This window comes from Sanguibacter gelidistatuariae (assembly GCF_900096585.1).
In the GTDB taxonomy this organism is placed as follows: domain Bacteria; phylum Actinomycetota; class Actinomycetes; order Actinomycetales; family Cellulomonadaceae; genus Sanguibacter; species Sanguibacter gelidistatuariae.
This window is the reverse complement of the sequence record NZ_FMYH01000001.1, coordinates 398,693-419,119: the sequence shown is the minus strand read 5'-3', so window position 1 is coordinate 419,119 and position 20,427 is coordinate 398,693. Positions and strand designations below refer to the sequence as shown.

Here is a 20,427-nt window from a genome sequence, read left to right as displayed (position 1 = left end):
CCGCGCACGACGACGAGGGGCCCCACCGGATTCCGGTGGGGCCCCTCTCATCTGGATCGGTCGGTCACACCCTGTGGATCAGGGGTTGTTCCCCTTGTCCGACTTCGAGGTTTCCGGGGTGGTCGGGTCCGTCGTCGGCTTGTTCGCCGGGTCGTTGGAACCGTCGGAGACGAAGAGCAGGACCGTGGAGCCGATGTCGACCTGGACGGAACCCTGCGGGCTCGTGTCTTCGACGACACCCTTGGGCGATGTGTTCGCCCGTTCGCCCGTTCGGATGACCCCGACAAGCCCGGACGCCGCCAGGGCGGACTGGGCATCAGCTTCGGTCATGTTCACGAGGTTGGTGGGGATCGGCACGGTCTGGGCGACGATCGGCACGGCGACGTGGATGGTCACCCGAGATCGTTGGGCGACCCGGCCTGCGCCGGGGTCCTGGCTGACGATGGTGCCCGGAGCGGCCTCGGACGGCTCCTCGAGCACATTGACCGAGAGGTTGAGGTCGCCAAGCGCCTTCTGTGCGTCTTCCGAGGTCAGACCGGTGAGGTCGGGGAGGTCGACAAAACCGTTCGAGGTGAACAGCTTGATCACGGTGCCCGGGGGCTTGACCTCTCCGGCCTTCGGCTCGGTCCGGGTGACGGCATCGGCGGGGACGTCGGTGCTGAACTCGGACGTGACGCCCGTGGGGTCCATCACGAAGCCGAGGCCGGTCAGCGTGCGGATCGCCTGCTCCTGGGACAGGCGGGCGACGTCCGGAATGGCGACGGCGTCGGCTCCGATCGAGAACCACAGCTCGATGGTCTTGTCGGAGTTGATCGAGGAGCCCTCGTCGGGTTCGCTGCGGATGAAAAGCCCGGACTCGACCTCGGTGCTCTTCTCGTTGCTCACCTTGATGAGCTTCTCGTCGAAGCCATCCTTGACGAGCTCAGCCTTGGCCTGGTCGACGGTCATGCCGGTCAGCGTCGGGACGGTCAGCGACCTGATGTCGTCCTTCTTGTCCCCGTTGCCGAGCAGCAGCATGGTCGCGATCGCGGCCACCGCCACGACCGCGATGGTGATGAGCGTCCACAGCAGTGCGCGGTGACGCGGCTTGTCGTCCTCGTCGTCGCCGTCGATCGTGGCCAGCGGGGACTGCGCGGCTGCGGCACCCAGCGGCGCCCAGGCGGGGGCCACCTGGGTGGCCGGGCCACCTGTCGCGGCGCTGAACACCTCGGTGGGGTTCTCCTGGTCGAGGGGGGCGGCGGCTGCGGCCGTCACGGTGCTCAACGATGCCGCGGCGAGCACGCCGCCACGGATCGCGGCCTCGAGGTCGGCGCGGAACTCCGCTGCGCTGCCATAGCGGGCTGTGCGCTCCTTGGCGAGGGCCTTGAGCGTGACCCGGTCAAGGGTCTCGGGGATGTCGGAGGCGATGCTGCTCGGGCTGACCGGGGCCTCGCGCACGTGCTGGTAGGCGACCGAGACGGGTGAGTCGCCCGTGAACGGCGGCCGGCCGGTGAGCAGCTCGAAGAGCAGGCAGCCGGTCGAGTAGAGGTCGCTGCGGGCGTCGACGCTCTCGCCGCGAGCCTGCTCGGGGGAGAGGTACTGCGCGGTCCCGATGACGGCCTGCGTCTGGGTCATGGTCGCAGCCGAGTCGGCCAGGGCACGGGCGATCCCGAAGTCCATGACCTTGATCGCGCCGGTCGGCGTCAGCATGACGTTCGCGGGCTTGATGTCGCGGTGCACGATCCCGGCGTGGTGGGAGTACTCGAGCGCGGACAGCACCCCGGAGGTGATCTCGACGGCTTCCTCGATCGGCACGGCGTTGCCGTCCCGGAGGATGTCACGCACGGTGTGACCCTCGACGTACTCCATGACGATGAAGGGGACGTGGGAGGTCGCCCCGCTCGGCTCGGTGAACGTGTCCTCGCCGGTGTCGTAGACCGCGACGATCGCAGGGTGGTTCAGCGCGGCGGCCGACTGGGCCTCGCGGCGGAAACGCGCCTGGAAGGAGGGGTCCCGGGCCAGGTCAGAGCGCAAGATCTTGATGGCCACGGTGCGACCGAGACGGTTGTCATGGCCAATATGAACCTCGGCCATGCCACCGCGGCCGATGAGCTCACCGACCTCGTAACGGCCCGCAAGAATGCGGGGTGTCTCGTCAACCACTACGTGTCCTTAAGTGTTGTTGGTGGTGCCGGGATCGAGGGATTCGACTCCGGCACTTGGACGATCATCGCATCCAAGTCAGCCACGCTGGTGAATTGTACTGAAAGCGATCCGGTTTGGGCAGTGGCTGCCCGAGCGGAGTCTGGTGGACTGTCGTCGCCGATCGCCTTGACGATCGTGGCGATGATGACGATGAGCACCAGGAGGATGAGCGCGAGGGTCGGCCAGCCGAGCTTGCCGATCCGCAGACCGGTGGTCGTAGAGGTCCGCTTGGGCACAGGCCGGGCCTGTGCCGGCGATCTCGAGGTGGACCTCACGGCCGGCCTCTCTGTCGGCCTGGCGCCGTCGGGGGACCGGGCCGGGGACCCCTGGCGCGGCCGCTGCGTACCGGATCGAGCGGGGGCAGGGCGGCCGGCTCCGTGCACGGACGACCGGGTACGGGCCTGGCCCGCACTCCCGCGCGGCGGGATGGCGCGCAGGGGCGATGCAGGGGTGGCGATGCTCGCCTCGTCACGCAGGCCGGGCCCGGTCATCCCGGGCATGTCGACAGGCCAACCAGCCTGCCCGACGGCGCGGTGCCCGGCCCGGGTCTGTCCCTCGCCCTCGGCGAGCGACCCCTGCCCGGGGGTCGAGATCTGCCCAGCGGTGGACCCCCGCTCGGCGGCGATCCGGGCGCTTGCGCGGGTCGTTGTCGAGGGTTCGTCGGCCTGCCGGACGCCGTCGCGCCGAGCAGCGCCGTCGGGGACATTGCTCGCTGCGTCAGAGGGGGCAGGTCGGGCCCGTCGGGGGGCGGGGCCGGTCAGTGCGTCGACGTCGTTGCCGGTCAGGGGCGCTCGGCTGCCGTGCCGTCCGGCCCGCGGGTCGTCGCTGCGCCGGCGCAGGCCGCTGCCCCAGGGGTCGGCGGCGATCTCCTGGGCCAGCAGGTCGAAGTTGCGGGCCAGGATCGCGCCGCTGCGCGGACGGTCGAGCGGATCCTTCTCGAGCATCCGCATGATGAGGTCGGCGAATCCGGCATGGATCGTGGCCGGGAGCGGTGGGACGGACTCGTTGACATGTGCGACGGCGATGTCCACCGGCGTCGCCCCGGTGAACGGGCGGTTCCCCAGGATCGACTCGTAGGCCACGATCCCGAGGGCGTAGATGTCGGAGGCGCCGGTGGCGGCCTTGCCGATCGCCTGCTCGGGGGACAGGTACTGCGCGGTGCCCATGACCATGCCGGCGGCGGTCATCGGCACCTGGTTGGCGGCCAGGGACACCCCGAAGTCGGTGATCTTCACGTCGCCGCTGCGCTCGAGCAGGATGTTGCCGGGCTTGACGTCCCGGTGCACCACGCCGGCGACGTGCGCGGCATGCAGCGCACGGGCGGTCTGCGACAGGATCGACAGCAGCCGTAGGACCGGCAGAACCGGTTCGCGCTCGAGGAGGTCGGACATGGGCTCGCCCTGGACGAGCTCCATGACGAGGTAGCCCGATCCCTGCTGCTCTCCGTAGTCGTAGAGCTGGGCGATGTTGGAGTGCGACAGTGCGGCGCTGTTGCGGGCCTCGGTGCGCAGGCGGTCGAGGAAGTCGGCGTTGCCGGCGAACTCCTCCTTGAGGACCTTCACGGCGACGTCTCGGGCGAGGGACTCGTCGTGCGCGACCCAGACCTCACCCATACCGCCGACGGCGATCAGTCGGACGAGGCGGTAGCGACCGCCGAGAGCCATCCCTGCTGCGGGCTTCACTTGTTGATCACCGCTTCCATGACTGCGCGGGCGATGGGTGCGGCGACCCGGCCACCGGTGGCCTCGCTGCCGGCGTCGCCGCCGTTCTCGAGGATGACCGCGACGACCACCTGAGGATCGTTCGCGGGGGCGAAGGCGGTGAACCAGGCGTGCGGGGCGGCGCCCTTGACGGTCTCCGCGGTCCCGGACTTGCCGGCCACCTGGACGCCGGAGATCTGCGCGGACGTCCCGGTCCCGGACTGCACGACGCCGATCATCATGTCTCGCAGGTCGTGCGCGGTCTGCGTGTCGATCGGCGTGGACAGGACGGATGGGTCGGCTGAGAACGCGACGGACAGGTCCGGGGTGCGCACCTGCTTGATGAGGTACGGGGTCATCAGCTTGCCGTCGTTGGCGATCGCGGCGGAGACGAGCGCGACCTGCAGCGGGGTGACCCGGACGTCGAGCTGCCCGATGGCCGAGAGGGCGGTCTGCGCGCCGTCCAGCGGCTTGCCGTCGATCTCGATGGGGAAGGAGCTCGGGGTGACCGGCATCGGGATCGACAGCTTCTCTCCGAAGCCGAAGGCGTCCGCCTGCGCCCCGAGGGCGGGCGCGCCGACGTCGATGCCCAGCTGGGCGAAGGCGGTGTTGCAGGAGATCCGCAGCGCGTCGGCGAGCGTCATGGCCTGAGTCGGCGAGCAGGACGCCCCACCGAAGTTGTTGAGCGTGGAGGACGACAACGGCAGCTGGAGCTGGTCGGGCGCCGGGATCTCGGTCTCGGGGGTCACGGTCCCGGCTTCGAGGGCGGTCGCCGCGGTCACGAGCTTGAAGGTCGACCCGGGCGGGTAGAGGTTCCCCGCGATGGTCTTGTTGATCAGTGGGGCGCCCTCGGCGGCGTTGAGCGCCTGGTAGGTGGCTTTGACCTCGCTGATGGCGTGGGAGGCCAGGGTGTTGGGGTCGAAGCTGGGCTTGGACACCATCGCGAGGATCTCCCCCGTCTTGGGGTTGAGCGCGACGACCGCGCCGCGCTGGTCACCCAGGGCGTCCCAGGCGGCCTGCTGCGCGGCCGGGTCGATCGTCAGCTCGACGGCCGACCCCTGCGGGTCCACGCCCGAGATGAGGTTCTGCAGGCGGTTCCACCACAGCGAGTTCGAGCTGCCGTTGAGGTACTCGTTGGCATAGCGCTCGATCCCGGTCCGGCCGTAGATGACGGAGTAGTACCCGGTCACGGCGGCGTAGAGCTCACCCTGGGGGTAGACCCGCTGATAGCCGTAGGCGTCCTCGACCGGGACGGACTCGGCGACCGGTTCCCCGGCCACGAGGATCGGTCCGCGGTTCGTCCCGAACTCTCGGTACAGGGTGCGCACGTTGCGCGGGTCTGCGTTGAGCTGGGGAGCGGTGACGAACTGGATCCAGGTGCTGGAGACCATGAGGACGAGGAACATCGCGAGCATGACCATCGCGACCCGGCGAAGTGGGACGTTCACTGGTCTACCGCCCTGATGATCTCGGTGGCATCGCCGGGGCTGACGCCGGGGCTGACGCCGGGGGTGAGGTGCTCCTCGGGGAGCGAGTCCGCGTCGTCGGGCATGACAGCATCGGCTGAGCTGGCAGGCGGGCTCTGGGCGGGCGCGCCGCGCAGCGGCAGCGGCGTGGGACGGCGGGCGTTGTCGCTGATCCGCAGGAGCAGCGCCACGATGATCCAGTTGGCCAGCAGCGAGGAGCCGCCGTAGGCGAGGAACGGCAGGGTCAGGCCGGTGAGCGGGATGACCCGGGTGACGCCGCCCACGACGACGAAGCACTGCCACGCCACAACGAAGGCCAGGCCACCGGCGAGGAGCTTGCCGAAGCCGTCCCGGGTGCCGATCGCGATCCGCATGCCGCGCTCGACAAGCACGAGGTACATGACGAGGAGCGCGATGATCCCGGTCAGGCCGAGCTCTTCACCGAGGGAGGCGAAGATGAAGTCGGAGAAGGCGTAGGGCACCAGGTCGGGGCGTCCCTCGCCCCAGCCGGTCCCCATCAGCCCGCCGTTGGCCATGCCGAACATGCCCCGCACGAGCTGGCCGGACCCGCCGAACCGCGCGTTGAAGACCTCCGGGTCGAAGGCGTTGAGCCAAGCGTTGAAGCGGCCCTGGACATGCGCGAAGGACGTGGCGGCTGCGACTGCCCCCGCGGCGAAGAGCGTCAGACCGATGACCACCCAGCTGATCCGCTCGGTCGCGATGTAGAGCATCGCCACGAACAGGCCGAAGAACAGCAGCGACGTGCCGAGGTCACGCTCGAGGACGAGCACGGCGATCGAGGCGATCCAGACGACGATGATCGGCCCGAGATCACGCACCCGGGGCAGCTGCAGGCCAAGGACTTTACGCCCAGCGAGGGTGAGCGTGTCCCGGTTGGTGACCAGGTACCCGGCGAAGAACACCGCGAAGGCGATCTTTGCGAACTCGGCCGGCTGGAGGGAGAACGGGCCCAGCCCGACCCAGATCCGGGCGCCGTTGATCTGCTTTCCCAGGCCCGGGACGAGCGGCAGCAGGACAAGAACGAGGCCGACGATCATCGCGGTGTAGGTGTACCGGCGCAGGGTGCGGTGGTCGCGCAGGACCCAGACTACGATCCCCGCGGCGATGATGCCCAGCGCGGTCCACCCGAGCTGACGGGTCGCCAGCCCCGGGTCGTCGCCCTTGAGCTGCTGGCTCGCGAGGTCGAGCCGGTAGATCATCGCCAGGCCGAGCCCGTTGAGCCCGACGGCGATCGGCACGAGCACCGGGTCGGCGTAGGGGGCGCGCCACCGCACGACGAAGTGCAGCCCGAAGCCGAGCGCGGCCATGCCGAAGGTCAGCACGTAGAAGTTCCCCGGGAGGCTCCCCTCCATGCCCAAGCCGACCAGGGCGTACGCGCCCACGCCGAGGGTGAGGGCCAGGACGAGAAGGCCAAGCTCGCTGGCCCGACCGCTGCGAACCCGGCCGGGCTCGACCGTTGCCATCAGGAGGTGCCACCTGCGTCTGCGACGAGGTTGGCGACCCTGGCCCGTGCGTCGTCGAGAGAGGTGGCGCGGATCGTCCGGTCGAGCTGGCCCGTCACGAAGGTGTCGAGCTCGTCGGTGCTCAGGTCGGAGGTCTCCACGACGGAGGACAGCTCGACGGGACCGACGCTCTGCGCGATCCCGCGGAAGATGGCGACCTGACCGTTCTCGACGCCGACGTAGTACTGCGTCTGGGTCCAGCGGTAGGCGAAGAACCCGCCTGTGGCGAGCAGGGCCGCCAGGACCAGGATCGTCACGAGCGTCCACACCCACCGGTGCCCGGAGGAGTCTTCCTCCAGGCCCGGGGCGGTGATCGAGCTGTTGTTGCCGGCCTTGGCGGACCGCTTGGCCTCCTTGGCTGCCCGACGCCGGTCGCGGGCCGCGAGGGGAACGTCGCCCTCGGCGTCGGCCGCGTCGGCCGCGTCATCAGTGGAGGGAGCGGTGATGAGGGGTGGCTCGTCGACGGCGACCGTCACGGTGCGCGCGCCGGGAGCCGCGAGGGCGCCGACCGTCGCGCGAGCCTCGGCGAGCAGCGCGGCGGCGCGGGCGGCCGGTCCGTCGGCGGCCACCGTGGGGTCGTCCCGGCTCGCGGCCACCGAGCCGACGACCTGGATGCCGGAGTGCGGGCCTGCGCCGTCGGGCAGGTCATCGAGGTCGAGGACGTCGGCGACGATGCACGTGATGTTGTCGGAGCCGCCGGCACGCAGGGCGAGCTGGACGAGCCGCTCGGCGCACGCGTCGACGTCGGCGACCTCGGAGAGGGTGCGTTCGAGGGTGGCCAGGCTGACAAAGCCGCTCAGGCCGTCCGAGCAGAGCAGCCACCGATCACCGGGGCGAGCCTCGCGTACGGACAGGTCGGGGTTGAGATCGAGGTCGAAGTCGCCCAGGACCCGCATGACCACGGACCGCTGGGGGTGGTGCTCGGCCTCCTCGGCGGTGATCTTGCCCGTGTCGACGAGGTGCTGGACGAAGGTGTGGTCCTTGGTGACCTGGGTCAGCACGCCGGCGCGGAGCACGTAGGCCCGGGAGTCGCCCATGTGGGCCATCGCCAGCTTGTTCCCGGAGCGGAGCAACGCGGTGACGGTCGTGCCCATGCCGCTGAGCTCGGAGTCCTCGCGGGCCCGGCGCACCAGCTCGAGTCGGGCGGTCTCGATCGCTCGCTCGAGCCGCTCGAGGATCTCCCCCGAGCCGAAGGCCTCACCGTCGAGGGGAGCGAGGGACGCGACCGTGAGCGAGGAGGCGATGTCGCCGCCGGCGTGGCCGCCCATCCCGTCCGCGACGAGCAGCAGGTGGGGACCGGCATAGGCGGAATCCTGGTTGTTGGACCTGACGAGCCCGACGTCGGAGCGTGCGGCATACCGCAGTGCGATGGTCATGACTACCTCTGCAGCTCGACGACGCTCTGCCCGATACGTACCTGGACTCCGGGGACGAGCGGGGTAGGCGTGGTCACTCGTTGCGCTCCGATGAACGTGCCGTTGGTCGACCCCAGATCCTCAAGGATCCACTGGTCGCCGGACGGGAAGATCCTGGCATGACGGGAGGAGGAATAGTCGTCGTCGAGCACGAGGGTACAGCTAGGAGCGCGGCCGATGAGGATCGCCGACGTCGACAGCGGGAGGGTCGTCCCGCGCAGCGGTCCTTCGGAGACGACCAGCCGGGTCGGGCGGGTCCGGGAGGGAGCGGGGGCGGTGCGCGCGCCGGGTGCGCCAGTGCGAGGGGCCGCGGGACCGTTGGCCGGGGCCGGCTTCTCCCGCCCCCCGCCCTTGCGGGAGGTGATACGGGTCCCGTAGAGGTCGCGGCGCAGCACGCGCACGACGGAATAGACGAAGACCCACAGCAGCACCAGGTAGCCCAGCCGCAGCAGGGTCATCGTCAGTTCGCTCATGCGGGGGAGGTCACCAATCCCCGTTTGCAGAGTCGTCTGCGACGCCGGTCCAGAACATGATCCTGGTTCGTCCGATGGTGAGGGAGTTGCCGTCGAGCAGGGTCGCGGCCGGGACCTGATGACCCTCGACGAAGAGGCCGTTGGTCGATCCCATGTCAGTGGCCACGACACCGTCAGGGGTGACCCGGATCTCGAGGTGGCGGCGCGATACGCCGGGATCGTCGACGACGATGTCCGCCTCGGCCCCGCGCCCGATCACCGTGACGGGTCCGGTGAGCAGGTAGCGCTGGCCGTCGATGTCGACGAGCGGGTGGCGTGAGCTGGGTGCGGCCGAGGTGGCCGGGGCGACCGCGCCGCGCGCGGTCGAGGACCGGATGTCGAAGCGGCCGACCTCGAGCCCCTCGACCTCTTCGAAGGTCACCGTGACCGGGCCGACGAATGCGTAGTGCTGGGTGCCGGCGTACTGGGTGACGTTGGTGGCGAGCTCGTCGGCGAGGGCCTCCGCGCCCCATCCCTCGACCTGGGCGAAGTCGTCCACGGAGAGGGAGATGGTGAACTCGTTGGGCACCACGGTCCGGTCGCGGTCGACGGCGGCGGCTCGGTCGTCGACCTCGCGCCGCAGGGCGCTGGCCATCTCGACGGGCTTGAGCTCGCTGCGGAACACCCGGGCGAAGGTGTTGTTCACCGCGCGCTCGACACTCTTCTCGAAGCGATCAAGGACTCCCATGGCACCTCCTCCCGTCTGACCAGCGTGGTTTGTTCAACCGCGTACCGCATCTATGATTACTACAGTCGCTTCCGAGTTGATGGTCGCGACTCGCAGTAGCTCTTGCCCCATCGTATAGACATCACGGTATCGGTGGAGCAGAGGACAGAAGCGCAGCGTAGGCGTGGTAAAGTTCAACGTCGCGCGTGAGTGGCGGAATGGCAGACGCGCTGGCTTCAGGTGCCAGTGCCCGTAAGGGCGTGGGGGTTCAAGTCCCCCCTCACGCACAAGACCCGCAAGTTGGGTCGTTGTGTTGAAAGGCCCCGATCGAGGAAACTCGATCGGGGCCTTTCGTGCGTCCGGGGGTATGCCGCCGCGTGCTGTGTGGGGTTGGTGAGGGGTTGGCGGCTTGGGGACCTTTGCGACGTCCTGCCCCCGAGGTGGGACGTCCGCCGAGCTCGTGAGCCGTTCGCCGAGCTCGTGAGCTAGGCCAAGTTTTCGCCTGGGAACCCGGGTCATTCACGAGTTCGGCGCGCCGGATCGAACGTTTACATCGTTGGAATTCGGCCTAGGCTGGGCCGATGCTCTCCGGTCCTCTCCTTGATGTCGCCCCGACCCGCCCGACCCGCCAAGCCCGGCGGGCCCGCCTCGCCGTCTCTGTCTTGTTTGCGCTCAACGGCTTCATCTACGCCAACCTCCTCCCGCGCTACCCCGAGCTCATGTCCGCCCTCGACCTCACCAAGGCCGGGCTCGGCACCGCGATCGCCGGAGCGCCGCTGGGCGCCCTCGTCGGCGGGCTCTTCGCCGGGCGGGCGATCGCGCGCTGGGGATCACGCCGGGTCGCGCTGACCGGGGCCATGACGATGGCGGTCGTGTTCAGTGGGGTCGGCTTCGCCGGATCGTGGGGGGCGCTCGTCGCGCTCATGTTCGTCACAGGGGTGTTCGACGCCCTCGTCGATGTCGGGGACAACGCCCACGGCCTGCGGGTACAGCGGATCTACGGCCGCTCGATCATCAACGCCCTGCACGGCGTGTGGTGCGTGGGGGCGGTCGCGGGCGGGATCACCGGGTCTCTCGCGGCCGCTGCCGGGCTGCCGCTGACCGTCCACCTGCCGCTCGTCGCGGTGGTCGTCGTGGTGGCCGCGCTGCTCGTGGCGCCCCTCATGCTTCCCGGTTCGGACCGCAGCGAGGTCGAGCTGGAGGCGTCGGACGGCGGAGAGGGTGATCTGGGTGCGGGCGCGGCGTCGGGCGGGGATGTGGCGCTCTGGCGGCGGCCTCGGGTGCTGGGGCGGCTCGTCGGGCTGGGCGCGATCGCGACCATCGGTGCGATGGTCGAGGACCTCGGCAACTCCTGGGGTGCGGTCTACGTGGTCGACGACCTCGGCGCGCCGGTGGCCCTCGCCGGGAGTGCGTTCCTGGCGATGATGACCGCGCTGCTGATCGGCCGGTTCGTCGCCGACCGCGCGGTGGACCAGTTCGGCCCGCGGGCTGTGGCGGCGCTCGGGTCGGTCCTCGTCGTGATCGGGATCGGCGCGACGATGGCCTGGCCCACGCTGACGATGGCGTACGTCGGCTTCGCACTGGCCGGGTTCGGCGCTGCGGTGATGATCCCGCTCGCGACGACGACCGCGGACGAGATCTCGGGGCTGGCGCCTGGCACCGGGGTCGCCTTCGTCAGCTGGTTCATGCGCTTCGGGTGCTTCGCCGGGCCGCCGGTCGTCGGCATGATCGCCGACGGCGCGGGGCTGCGGCTGGCCTTCGGGGTGGGGGTAGCCGCCGGGGTCCTCGGCGTGGCGCTCGCGCCGTTGCTCGCTGGACGGCCCGATCGTCGGGCACGCCCGCAGGACTAGCGAGGCCAACAAGAGACGGACCGCTCCCCATGTGGGGGAGCGGTCCGTCTGCGTGTACGGTCGGTGTCAGAGCAGCTCGGCGGCGAGCAGCCGGAGCGTGTCCTCGCGGGTCGTGGCTGTCTCGGGGTTCTCGCCGACGTGGGCGGAGCCCACGGGGGAGAGCATGACCTCGTCGGTGCCCACGAGCTCGGCGAGGGCGCGGACCTGGCGAGCAGCGACGTCGGGCGTGCCGACCGCCCAGGTGGAGCGGATCTGCTGGGCCAGCCCTGCGTGCTCGGGGGCGAGGCCCGCGGCCTCAGCGTCTTCGATGAGCTCGACCGGGCCCATCTCCCCGCCGGTGCGCAGGCGGATCATCGACCGCGTATAGGGCAGGGCGCGCCGCTCGGCCTCCTCGGCGCTCTCGGCGACGACGGTGTTGATGATCGCGAAGGTCTTCGGGGCGGGGTAGGCCTCCGACGGCCGGTAGGTGCTGCGGTAGGTCGCCATCGCCTCGGCCGTGCCCTGGCCTGCGAAGTGGTGGGCGAAGACATAGGGGAGGCCGAGGGCCGCGGCGAGCTGGGCCGAGTACATCGAGGAGCCGAGCAGCCAGACGTCGGGCACGCTCGTGGCGCGCGGCGTCGCGGAGAGCGGGTACGTCCGCCCGCGCAGGTCGAGGGTCAGCCCGCCGGGGGACATGAGGTCGACGACGTCGCGCACGTCGTCGGGGAAGGAGTCGACGCCGTCGCCCCCGCGCGCGGAGCCCGAGCGCAGCATGTGGCTGGTGACCGGGTCGGAGCCGGGAGCGCGGCCCAGCCCGAGGTCCACACGGCCCGGGAACGCCGCCTCGAGCAGCGCGAACTGCTCGGCGATCACGAGGGGAGCGTGGTTGGGCAGCATGACGCCGCCGGAGCCGACCGTGATCTGCCGGGTCGCGGAGGCCAGCAGGGCGATGAGCACGGCCGGGTTGGTCGAGGCCACCGCCGGCATGTTGTGGTGCTCGGCCACCCAGTAGCGCCGGAAGCCCAGCTCGTCGGCTGCCTGGGCGAGGCGGGTGCTCGCGCGCAGCGCCTGCGACGACGTCTGGTCGCTGCGGACGGGGATGAGGTCAAGGACGGACAGGGCGGTGACGGGCGCGTTCGGTTCGGTGCTCACTCAGGCTGCAACGGGGGTGCGCTGCGCGCTATTCCTCTGGGTGGTGTGACTCGCCGCGTCGTGACTCTGGGCGTGGTCGGGGGTGGCGTCGCAGGCTACCGGCTTGGGCGCGGCCTCGTGGGCCGAGACGCCGTCGATCAGCGGCACGCTCATGCGGGTCCGGTGCAGCCAGATGGCGCGCAGCGCGAAGACGCCGATGGCCACCCAGATGACGTTGACCACGGCCGAGGGCCAGGCGCCGTAGGTCGACGCGCTGATCGAGAGCAGGAAGGCACCGACGATGTTCAGCCCCTGGAAGACGAGGGAGTCCGGGCTGATCCGCTTCGCCGTAACCATCCCGTAGGCGAACACGGTGGACAGGGCACCGGTCCATCCGGCGAGGGTGACTGCGAGCTGGACGGCGGTGGACATAGCTGTCTCCTGGAGGATGGGTGGGGTGAGGAACCGAGCCGAGCCACCGACGTCGGATCCCTGCGACACCTCAATGGTGACCGGAAAAGCCGTTTAGCACAATCGAATCATTCTCCAATCCCCATGTAGCATTGCTACATGGTTCTTGACGCGAAAAGGCTTGGCGTTCTCCTTGCCGTCCACAGGGCTGGCGGAGTGGTTGCGGCCGCCGACCTGCTGCACCTGACGCCGTCGGCGATCTCTCAGCAGATCGCCAAGCTCGAGGCGGAGGAAGGCGTCGAGGTCCTCAACCGGGGCCCGCGCGGGGTGACGCTGACCGCCGTCGGGCTGATGCTCGCTGAGGCGGCCGAGCGCATCGAGTCCGAGCTCGTCGAGGCGCGCAAGCAGATCGCGACGATCGGCCCGGACGTCAGCGGCCGGGTGGCGATCGGCGCCTTCCAGACCATCACCCGCAGCGTCGTCGCGCCGATGCTCGCCGAGCTGGCTGTCACGGCCCCGGGCATCGAGATCACGGTCCACGAGGTCGAGACCGAGGAGTCGACCCGAGGGCTGCGCAGCGGTGAGTTCGACGTGGCGATCGTCGAGCACGACTCGTCCGCAGAGCGGCCCGTCCCGCGGGGCTTCCGCGAGGTGCCGCTGCTCGACGAGCCGTGGAGGGTGGCCGTCCCCGCGTCCATGGCCGCCCCCACCAGCCTGCAAGACCTCAAGGACGTCACCTGGATCGGCGCGGTGAAGTCCACAGCCGCCGCTCGCGCCCTCGCCCGGGTGGTCGATGTCGCCCGGCCCACCCGGGAGACCCTGCACAGCTACTACTCCTACGAGGTGGCCATCGCGCTCGTGGCGGCCGGGCAGGGTGTGGCACTGCTCCCGGCGCTTGCCCTGGAGGGTGCCGACCTGCGCGGGGTCGACGTCGTCCCGATCGCCGGGCTGGGCATGCGCCACATCGCCGCGCGCCACCGGGGCAACCGTCACGAGCCGACGCCGGCGGTTCGGGCGGTCATCGACGCCCTGCTCGAGCAGGTCACCCTGCTAGACCTGGGGTACATCGGGTGACCGCGGGCGCCTGGCAACCCCTCCGGTCGTGGAAGGGGTTGCCAGGCGCGGCGGCGGACCAGAACAGCACGAGTGCGTCCGTCGGGAAGGCCTGAGGCTAGTAGCCGTAGATCATCTTGTAGGCCACTTCTGGCAGGAACTCACCTGCCGTGGAACCGCCTCCGACGCCGCAGTTGCCGTCGGACTCGCCGGGCGTCTTGATCCAGAGCAGCATCTCCGCGCCTGTGCTGGTCCGGCTCGTGGTGCCGATCTTCTGGCCGCCAGGGTTGCACCAGTCGGTCGTGCCCTTGCCGTTCCTGCTCGTGTCGATCACGAACGGCTTCGTGTAGCCGTAGCGCGTCTTGAGCTCTGCGTTGACGGCGTTCCCGTAGGTCGTGTTGTCGGCTGTGCTGTAGTAGTTCGAGACGTTCACGGAGAAGCCATGAGCGCCTTTGAGGCCAGCTGCGTGGAGCCGTTGCGCCATGGTCGAGGCAGAGACCCAGCCGGGATTGCCCGCGTCAAGGTATGTCCAGGTGTTCGGTGCCTGCGCGTTGAGCTGGGTGATGGCATTGGTCAACATGTTCTGCCGGTCGGCTATCTGCGATGCGCTCATGCAGTTGTAGTCGCCGAGGGCATCCGGCTCCAGGATGACGATCGCGGGTCGACTTGCGATGCCGCCGGCGTCGACGCGGACAACCGAGGAGGAGCGCGCCGTGCTACCGAGCACCTACTGAGCTCTGGACGCAGACGTGTCGCGACGATCACCGGACCTATGGACCTGGAAGCGTCCGTCGCACGGCACCACGGTTTCGGGGATGCGAAGGCGATGGCCGGACTGCGTTCGGACTGGGTCGAACAGGCGGACTTCAGCCCTGAAGGTGGCGCTCGCGCGATGACCAGACTCCTCGCGGTACACCCCGATCTGGACGCTGTCTTCGTCGGCTCGGACAACATGGCGGCCGGCGCCCTCCGCGCACTGAAGGCCCACGGACGTCGCATCCCCGACGACGTGGCACTTGTCGGTTTCGACGACCTCGCCATCGCTCAGCAGACGGAACCATCACTGACGACGATGAGCCAACCGATCCGTGCTCTCGGTCATGAGATGGCGACGATGCTGATCCGTCTGATGGAAGGTGAGAATCCGAGTCCGATCATCCTGCCCACACGTCTGGTGGTGCGTGGCTCTGCGCCCGCGGCCCTCCTCTCGACCTGACGCCACGTGAGCCCTCTCCCGTTCACGTGGTGACACCTGGCGAAACATTCTCCCGATGAGCGAGACGGGGATGGCCACGCCTCGGACGCTGTGGGACCTTTGACCTATGAGCCCGCAGACGCCAGCAACGCCCCTCGCCGCCTTGGTGAGCGATATGCGGAGCTGCCTGCGCGCACGGTGCTGTCGGGCCTGATCCCGCCCCACGCCCGGGTCTCCCCGGCGACCAGCCTTCTCGTCTCCCGCGCGGGCATCTCTGACGACTGCCGCGCCTGAGCCGATCCCGCGAGCTGGCTCGATGCCACCGTATTAGCCGCACCGCCCGTGCGCACCGCCCTCCCGTCATCCTGCCGCGCCCCCACGTGCAGAACCGAAGGACACCCATGACCACCGTGCGGCCCCCTCGTGCCCCAAAGCCCGTCATCCTCACAGACTCCGCCGACCTCACCACCCCCCTCGAGCTGCTCACCGACGTCCTCGTCATCGGTGGCGGACCCGCCGCGACCTGGTCGGCGATCGCCGCGGCCGAGTCCGGAGCCTCCGTCGTGCTCGTCGACAAGGGGCACTGCGGGTCGAGCGGTGTCGCGGCGACCTCGGGCGTCGGTCACTGGCTCGTCGCCCCCGACACGGAGCGCCGCAACGAGGAGATCGGACGCCGCGAGCGGGCCGGCGCGTTCATCACCGACCGCACGTGGACCGACGCCGCGCTCGACGTTGCCTGGCACCGCACCGCCGAGCTGCCTGGCTGGGGCTGGGAGCGACGCGGACTCCGCGGCGCCAACCGGTTGTTCGGCACCGGCCCGGCCGACCGAGCCTTCAACGGCCCCGCTCCCGACTACCTGCGGTTCTTGCGCGGGAAGGTCAAGAGGTCCGGGGTGGTCATCCTCGACCACAGCCCCGCCCTCGAGCTGCTCGTCGACTCCGCCGGGGTCGTCTCCGGCGCCCGGGGCTACCAGCGCCAGGTCGGGCGGGCGTGGGCGATCGGCGCCGGCGCCGTCGTGCTCGCCACGGGCGGCACCACGTGGAAGAGCCACTCCCTCGGCGGGGACGTCAACACCGGTGACGGGCACCTCATGGGTGCCGAGGTCGGAGCGCACCTGTCGAGCATGGAGTTCTCGAACTTCTACGGGATGGTCCCTTTCGGCACGAGCATGGACAAGAACGGGTTCTTCGTCCACGCCTCCTACTGGGATCACACGGGTGCCCCGATCGAGTACGCCGACCTGCACGTGAGCCGGTCAGAGCTGCTCGCCGCATCGACCCGGGGAACCATCACCGCCCAGTTCACGCAGTTCACCGAGGACCTGTGGCCGCAGCTGCGCGCCGCCATGCCCAACTTCTTCATGGTCACCGACAAGCTCGGAGTGAACCCGTTCACCGAGCGCTTCCCGATCGACTGGGTCAACGAGGGAACCGTGCGCGGGACCGGTGGGCTGCACGTGCTCGACCGCAGCGGAACCGTCGGCGTCCCCGGCCTGTACGCAGCCGGGGACGTCGCCGCCCGCGACCGCATCGTCGGCGCCGCGACGGGTGCCGGCGGCCCCAACCTCGCCTGGGCGATCGCCTCGGGCACGTGGTCGGGCACCTCCGCCGCGCGCTTCGCCCGAGGTGCGGGCGTCGACGGCGACGGCCTCGCTGCTGACGATGGACGAGCGACCCGGCACAGGCACGGCCTGGCACCGGGCGCCCTCGCTCGCACCGCCGCGATCGGCCTGCACTCCGACGCCGGTCGCGGCAGTGATGAGCGCGACTGGCGCGCGGTGGTCGAGAGCACCCAGGCCGAGCTCCTCCCGATCACCAAGTCCGCCTTCCGTAACGAAGCCAGCCTGACCGGCACCCTCGCGGTGCTCGACCGGGCATGGTCGGGCGCCCACGAGACCCTTGCCGGTCAGGGCGCCGCCGAGATCCGCACCCGGGAAGCCGCCGCGATGCTCGCGATGGGCAGGTGGGCCACCCGGGCGGCGCTCGCGCGGACCGAGAGCCGCGGGATGCACACCCGCACCGACTTCCCCGAGCAGGACCCCCACCAGACGCACCGCCTGCTCACCGGCGGCCTCGACGAGGTCTGGGTCGAGGTCGACCCGGAGCTCCCGGTGACTGGCCCCCTGCCGGTCCCCGAGCTGACGGGAGCTTCTTCGTGATCGAGATACTCAACGCCGACCGCTGCACCGAGTGCGACATCTGCGTCCGCATCTGCCCCACCAACGTGTTCGACGCGGTCGAGGGCGGGGTGCCGGTCATCGCTCGGCACTCCGACTGCCAGACCTGCTTCCAGTGCGAGGCCTACTGCCCGGCCGACGCGATCTTCGTGGCCCCGTCACGGATACCGCTGCGGCCCGACTCCCCGCTGCGGGACGAGGACGCTCTCCTCGCCGCCGGGCAGCTTGGCCTCTATCGGGAGCGGGTCGGCTGGCGCACGACGCCGGTCATCTCTCCCGCTCCGCCTACCGCACCACTGCCGTCCTCGACCATCGACTACCACCGCACGGTGGAGACCCTTCACAGGAGCACATCATGAGCCGCACCTCCCACCCCACCTCCCACCGCACCTCCCCGCTGCGCCGACTCGGCGTCGCGTTTGCCGTCGCAGGGCTGGTCGCCTCCCTCGCCGCCTGCTCCTCCTCCTCGGACGCGAGCGAGGCCGCCACGCCGGCCGGCGGCGCGGCGGCGCTGACACCGCTTGTAGCGGGAGGCCCGTGGAGCGGCTCGGCAGGCAAGGAGCCCGTGCTCACCGGTGCCTTCGGCTACGCCGTAGCGACCGGGATCGCCGAGCCGATCCTCGCCGACCACGGCTTCACCTACGACAAGTTCGTCGGCTTCAACAACGGCCCGCCCGTCGTCAAGGCGCTGCAGACCGGTGACATCCAGCTCGGCTTCATCGGGGACACCCCGGCGACCCAGGCCAAGGGCTCCGGGATCGACGTGCCCGCCCTCGTCGTGGCCAAGCCGAGCTCGGACATCTGGTTCCTCACCAAGACCGGCGGGGTCAAGACCATCGAGGAGCTCGCCGGCAAGAAGATCGGCCTCCAGTTCGGCTCGAACTTCGACAAGTACGGCCGCGCGGTGCTCGCCCGCCACGGGGTCGCGGACTCCGTCGAGTACATCAACCTCCTCTTCGCCGACGCGCTGCCCGCCCTGCAGCGCGGAGACATCGACGCGGTCCCGGTGCCCGCCACGACCGCGGGAATCTGGCGCGCGATCAACGACTTCCCCGTCCTGTCCAAGGCGAGCGTGGACGACCCCGACCTGCTCGCGACGTCCGTCGTTCTCACGTCCCGCGCGACCCTCGATGCCAACAGCGAGCTGGCCGCGGCGGTGTGGGCGGTGACCGAGGCCGGCAGCGCCAAGATCCTCGAGGACACCGACGCCTACGCCCAGTGGCTCTCGGACGCGACCGGGTCACCGGTCGACATCATCAACGACGCGGAGCTGTGGGCCTATGGCACCCAGGCGATCGACCCGGACGGACTCGCGACGATCGGCTCCACGCTCGACTTCCTCGTGGAGCAGGGCACCGTCCCGGAGGCCTTCGACATCAACAGCTGGGTCGTCCAGTGACCGCGCAGACTGCTCTGCCGGCTACCAACCAGACCACCAACCAGACCACCGACCAGGCCGGCCTTCGTGGCGCGGTGGCCGGTCCGGCGTCGGGCACGGAGGGGCTCGTCCCGCCCGCCGTGCGGCGGGTGCCCAACCAGGCGACCTGGGTCGCCACCGTGCTGCGTGCCTCCGTACCCCTCGTGCTGTTCGCGGCCTGGTGGTACGGCTCGGCTAGCGGCGCGATCGACCCCTTGGTCTTCCCGTCCCCGCAGTCGGTGTGGACCGCCTTCCGGACCCTGTCCGAGAACGGCGTCCTGTGGGACAACGCCTCCGTGTCGCTGACCCGGGTGGCCGTCGGTTTCGCGATCGGCGGCACCCTCGGCCTCAGCCTCGGGATCCTCGCCGGGCTGTTCCGCCTCGGCGACCAGCTGCTCGACCCGACCCTGCAGATGCTGCGCACCATCCCGTTCCTGGCCATCGCGCCGCTGTTGATCCTCTGGTTCGGCATCGACGAGCTGCCCAAGATCATCATCATCGCCGCGGCCGCGCTGTTCCCGCTCTACCTCAACGCCCACTCCGGGGTGCGCAACGTCGACAAGAAGATCCTCGAGGCGGCCGGAACGTTCGGGTTGCGCGGGCTCGGGCTCATCCGGCACGTCATCCTGCCCGAGGCCATCCCGTCGATCCTCGTGGGCCTGCGGGTGTCCCTGTCGGTCTCGCTGCTCGCGCTCATCGTCGCCGAGCAGTCCAACGCGCCGCGCGGCCTCGGGTTCCTCATGACCTCCGCGCAGCAGTACTTCCAGACCGACGTCCTCGTCCTCTGCATCATGATCTACGCGATCTGGGGCCTCGGCGTCGACCTCCTCGTGCGTCTCCTCGAGCGCGCGCTCCTGCCCTACAAGTACTCCAGGAAGCGATCATGACCCCCTCTGCACAGGTCCAGCAGGCCTCGACCGAGGCTCGTCCCACCGGTCGCCTCGCCGTCCACGTCGAGTCCGTGACCAAGACCTTCGGCGACCGGACGATCCTCGACGGCTTCACCCTGGACATCGCCCCGGGGGAGTTCGTGGCCCTGCTCGGTGCGAGCGGCAGCGGCAAGACGACGTTCCTGAGGATCCTCGCCGGCCTCGAGCCGACCGACTCCGGGACCGTCCTGACCCCGCGGCGACGGACCGTCGTCTACCAGGAGCCGCGGCTCATCTCGGCCAAACGGGTGGGGGCCAACGTCACCCTCGGTCAGCCGCGCACCCGCGCGGTCCGCGCGGCCGCGGCCGCCGCACTGAGCGAGGTGGGCCTGGGTGGGCGCGAACGCGCCTGGCCGACGACGCTCTCCGGCGGTGAGGCGCAGCGCGTCGCCCTGGCCAGGGCGCTGGTCCGCGAGCCGGAGCTGCTGCTCCTCGACGAGCCCTTCGCGGCCCTGGACGCGCTCACCCGGATCAAGATGCAGGCCCTCGTGGCGGACCTGCGGGCCCAGCACCGCCCGGCGGTCCTGCTGGTGACCCACGACGTCGACGAGGCGATCCTGCTCGCGGACCGCATCGTCGTGCTGCAGGAGGGCAAGGTCGGGGTCGAGCACGTCGTGCCCTTCGCCAAGCCCCGCCGACGCGGGGTTCCCGGCTTCGGCGACCTGCGCCGTCAGCTGCTCCTCGAGCTCGGGGTGGAGGAGGCGATCGGGTCGGCGGCGTAGGTGATGGGCGGGTGAGCATGAAAAAGCCCGTGGGCTGGTGAGTCTCCCCACCTGCCGCGGCGGACGAACTCGCGGCTCCCACGGGCTTCGGCAGCG

At 70.3% G+C, this 20,427-nt stretch carries 18 protein-coding genes and 1 tRNA gene; 9 read left to right on the top strand and 10 right to left on the bottom strand.

The genetic code is table 11. The features are described from left to right. Positions 1-78: 78 nt before the first annotated feature. Genes pknB through BLQ50_RS01835 form a run of 7 tightly spaced genes read right to left on the bottom strand, consistent with a single transcriptional unit; the run spans position 79 to position 9,488 of the window. Positions 79-2,142 carry a Stk1 family PASTA domain-containing Ser/Thr kinase gene (pknB, locus tag BLQ50_RS01865; protein WP_093180774.1) on the bottom strand — a complete coding sequence of 688 codons (2,064 nt, stop codon included), beginning with the start codon at positions 2,140-2,142 and terminating at the stop codon, positions 79-81. Further along, the gene (locus BLQ50_RS19165; RefSeq protein WP_093180773.1) at positions 2,142-3,866 is read right to left on the bottom strand and encodes a serine/threonine-protein kinase; all 1,725 of its coding nucleotides are present in this window, start codon (positions 3,864-3,866) and stop codon (positions 2,142-2,144) included. The genes pknB and BLQ50_RS19165 overlap by 1 nt, the downstream gene beginning before the upstream one ends. Continuing rightward, the gene (locus tag BLQ50_RS01855) at positions 3,863-5,332 is read right to left on the bottom strand and encodes a peptidoglycan D,D-transpeptidase FtsI family protein (RefSeq protein WP_093180771.1); all 1,470 of its coding nucleotides are present in this window, start codon (positions 5,330-5,332) and stop codon (positions 3,863-3,865) included. Before BLQ50_RS01855 ends, BLQ50_RS19165 begins: the two co-directional genes overlap by 4 nt. Further along, positions 5,329-6,834, bottom strand: coding sequence for an FtsW/RodA/SpoVE family cell cycle protein (locus tag BLQ50_RS01850; RefSeq protein ID WP_093180769.1), 1,506 nt, complete (start codon positions 6,832-6,834; stop codon positions 5,329-5,331). The genes BLQ50_RS01855 and BLQ50_RS01850 overlap by 4 nt, the downstream gene beginning before the upstream one ends. Next, a complete protein-coding gene (locus BLQ50_RS01845) occupies positions 6,834-8,249 on the bottom strand; it encodes a PP2C family protein-serine/threonine phosphatase (RefSeq protein WP_093180768.1) in 1,416 nt (471 codons plus the stop codon). Before BLQ50_RS01845 ends, BLQ50_RS01850 begins: the two co-directional genes overlap by 1 nt. A gap of 2 nt (positions 8,250-8,251) precedes the next feature. Beyond that, positions 8,252-8,761: an FHA domain-containing protein FhaB/FipA gene (locus BLQ50_RS01840; protein ID WP_093180766.1), complete on the bottom strand. Its 510-nt coding sequence runs from the start codon at positions 8,759-8,761 to the stop codon at positions 8,252-8,254. A gap of 10 nt (positions 8,762-8,771) precedes the next feature. Beyond that, positions 8,772-9,488 carry an FHA domain-containing protein gene (locus BLQ50_RS01835; protein ID WP_093180765.1) on the bottom strand — a complete coding sequence of 239 codons (717 nt, stop codon included), beginning with the start codon at positions 9,486-9,488 and terminating at the stop codon, positions 8,772-8,774. A 183-nt stretch (positions 9,489-9,671) separates the two neighbouring features. On the opposite strand from BLQ50_RS01835, the gene BLQ50_RS01830 reads away from it, so the two are divergent. After that, positions 9,672-9,754, top strand: a tRNA-Leu gene (locus BLQ50_RS01830). A 294-nt stretch (positions 9,755-10,048) separates the two neighbouring features. Then, a complete protein-coding gene (locus BLQ50_RS01825) occupies positions 10,049-11,317 on the top strand; it encodes an MFS transporter (RefSeq protein WP_093180763.1) in 1,269 nt (422 codons plus the stop codon). Between the two features lie 66 nt (positions 11,318-11,383). On the opposite strand, the gene BLQ50_RS01820 is transcribed toward BLQ50_RS01825, so the two are convergent. Both BLQ50_RS01820 and BLQ50_RS01815 read right to left on the bottom strand, forming a co-directional pair. Then, on the bottom strand, positions 11,384-12,448 hold the full coding sequence (locus BLQ50_RS01820; protein ID WP_093180762.1) for an LLM class flavin-dependent oxidoreductase: 1,065 nt from the start codon (positions 12,446-12,448) through the stop codon (positions 11,384-11,386). Then, positions 12,449-12,859, bottom strand: a complete 411-nt coding sequence (locus tag BLQ50_RS01815) for a CBU_0592 family membrane protein (RefSeq protein ID WP_093180760.1) — start codon at positions 12,857-12,859, stop codon at positions 12,449-12,451. 138 nt (positions 12,860-12,997) lie between these two features. On the opposite strand from BLQ50_RS01815, the gene BLQ50_RS01810 reads away from it, so the two are divergent. After that, a complete protein-coding gene (locus tag BLQ50_RS01810) occupies positions 12,998-13,912 on the top strand; it encodes a LysR family transcriptional regulator (RefSeq protein WP_093180759.1) in 915 nt (304 codons plus the stop codon). Between the two features lie 97 nt (positions 13,913-14,009). Here the strand turns inward: BLQ50_RS01810 and BLQ50_RS18915 are convergent, their stop codons facing one another. Further along, positions 14,010-14,618: a glycoside hydrolase family 6 protein gene (locus BLQ50_RS18915; RefSeq protein WP_245700829.1), complete on the bottom strand. Its 609-nt coding sequence runs from the start codon at positions 14,616-14,618 to the stop codon at positions 14,010-14,012. On the opposite strand from BLQ50_RS18915, the gene BLQ50_RS01800 reads away from it, so the two are divergent. From BLQ50_RS01800 to BLQ50_RS01775, 6 genes are all read left to right on the top strand, one after another. Beyond that, positions 14,526-15,107 carry a LacI family DNA-binding transcriptional regulator gene (locus tag BLQ50_RS01800; RefSeq protein ID WP_245700890.1) on the top strand — a complete coding sequence of 194 codons (582 nt, stop codon included), beginning with the start codon at positions 14,526-14,528 and terminating at the stop codon, positions 15,105-15,107. The genes BLQ50_RS18915 and BLQ50_RS01800 overlap by 93 nt on opposite strands. 380 nt (positions 15,108-15,487) lie before the next feature. Then, on the top strand, positions 15,488-17,245 hold the full coding sequence (locus BLQ50_RS01795) for an FAD-binding protein (RefSeq protein ID WP_093180754.1): 1,758 nt from the start codon (positions 15,488-15,490) through the stop codon (positions 17,243-17,245). Beyond that, positions 17,242-17,622 (top strand): 4Fe-4S dicluster domain-containing protein, encoded by a 381-nt coding sequence (locus tag BLQ50_RS01790; RefSeq protein WP_093180752.1) that lies wholly within the window; start codon positions 17,242-17,244, stop codon positions 17,620-17,622. The genes BLQ50_RS01795 and BLQ50_RS01790 overlap by 4 nt, the downstream gene beginning before the upstream one ends. Further along, positions 17,619-18,662 carry an ABC transporter substrate-binding protein gene (locus tag BLQ50_RS01785; RefSeq protein WP_093180750.1) on the top strand — a complete coding sequence of 348 codons (1,044 nt, stop codon included), beginning with the start codon at positions 17,619-17,621 and terminating at the stop codon, positions 18,660-18,662. Before BLQ50_RS01790 ends, BLQ50_RS01785 begins: the two co-directional genes overlap by 4 nt. Further along, positions 18,659-19,567 carry an ABC transporter permease gene (locus BLQ50_RS01780; protein ID WP_217629069.1) on the top strand — a complete coding sequence of 303 codons (909 nt, stop codon included), beginning with the start codon at positions 18,659-18,661 and terminating at the stop codon, positions 19,565-19,567. The genes BLQ50_RS01785 and BLQ50_RS01780 overlap by 4 nt, the downstream gene beginning before the upstream one ends. Further along, on the top strand, positions 19,564-20,331 hold the full coding sequence (locus BLQ50_RS01775) for an ABC transporter ATP-binding protein (protein ID WP_093180749.1): 768 nt from the start codon (positions 19,564-19,566) through the stop codon (positions 20,329-20,331). Before BLQ50_RS01780 ends, BLQ50_RS01775 begins: the two co-directional genes overlap by 4 nt. Positions 20,332-20,427: the final 96 nt, after the last annotated feature.

Excerpts from the sequence above, each read along its gene's own strand:
- BLQ50_RS01850 (WP_093180769.1), bottom strand. The coding sequence starts at position 6,834 with ATGGCAACGGTCGAGCCCGGCCGGGTTCGCAGCGGTCGGGCCAGCGAG.
- BLQ50_RS01845 (WP_093180768.1), bottom strand. The coding sequence starts at position 8,249 with ATGACCATCGCACTGCGGTATGCCGCACGCTCCGACGTCGGGCTCGTC.
- BLQ50_RS01840 (WP_093180766.1), bottom strand. The coding sequence starts at position 8,761 with ATGAGCGAACTGACGATGACCCTGCTGCGGCTGGGCTACCTGGTGCTG.
- BLQ50_RS01835 (WP_093180765.1), bottom strand. The coding sequence starts at position 9,488 with ATGGGAGTCCTTGATCGCTTCGAGAAGAGTGTCGAGCGCGCGGTGAAC.
- BLQ50_RS01825 (WP_093180763.1), top strand. The coding sequence starts at position 10,049 with ATGCTCTCCGGTCCTCTCCTTGATGTCGCCCCGACCCGCCCGACCCGC.
- BLQ50_RS01815 (WP_093180760.1), bottom strand. The coding sequence starts at position 12,859 with ATGTCCACCGCCGTCCAGCTCGCAGTCACCCTCGCCGGATGGACCGGT.
- BLQ50_RS01810 (WP_093180759.1), top strand. The coding sequence starts at position 12,998 with ATGGTTCTTGACGCGAAAAGGCTTGGCGTTCTCCTTGCCGTCCACAGG.
- BLQ50_RS01795 (WP_093180754.1), top strand. The coding sequence starts at position 15,488 with ATGACCACCGTGCGGCCCCCTCGTGCCCCAAAGCCCGTCATCCTCACA.
- BLQ50_RS01785 (WP_093180750.1), top strand. The coding sequence starts at position 17,619 with ATGAGCCGCACCTCCCACCCCACCTCCCACCGCACCTCCCCGCTGCGC.
- BLQ50_RS01775 (WP_093180749.1), top strand. The coding sequence starts at position 19,564 with ATGACCCCCTCTGCACAGGTCCAGCAGGCCTCGACCGAGGCTCGTCCC.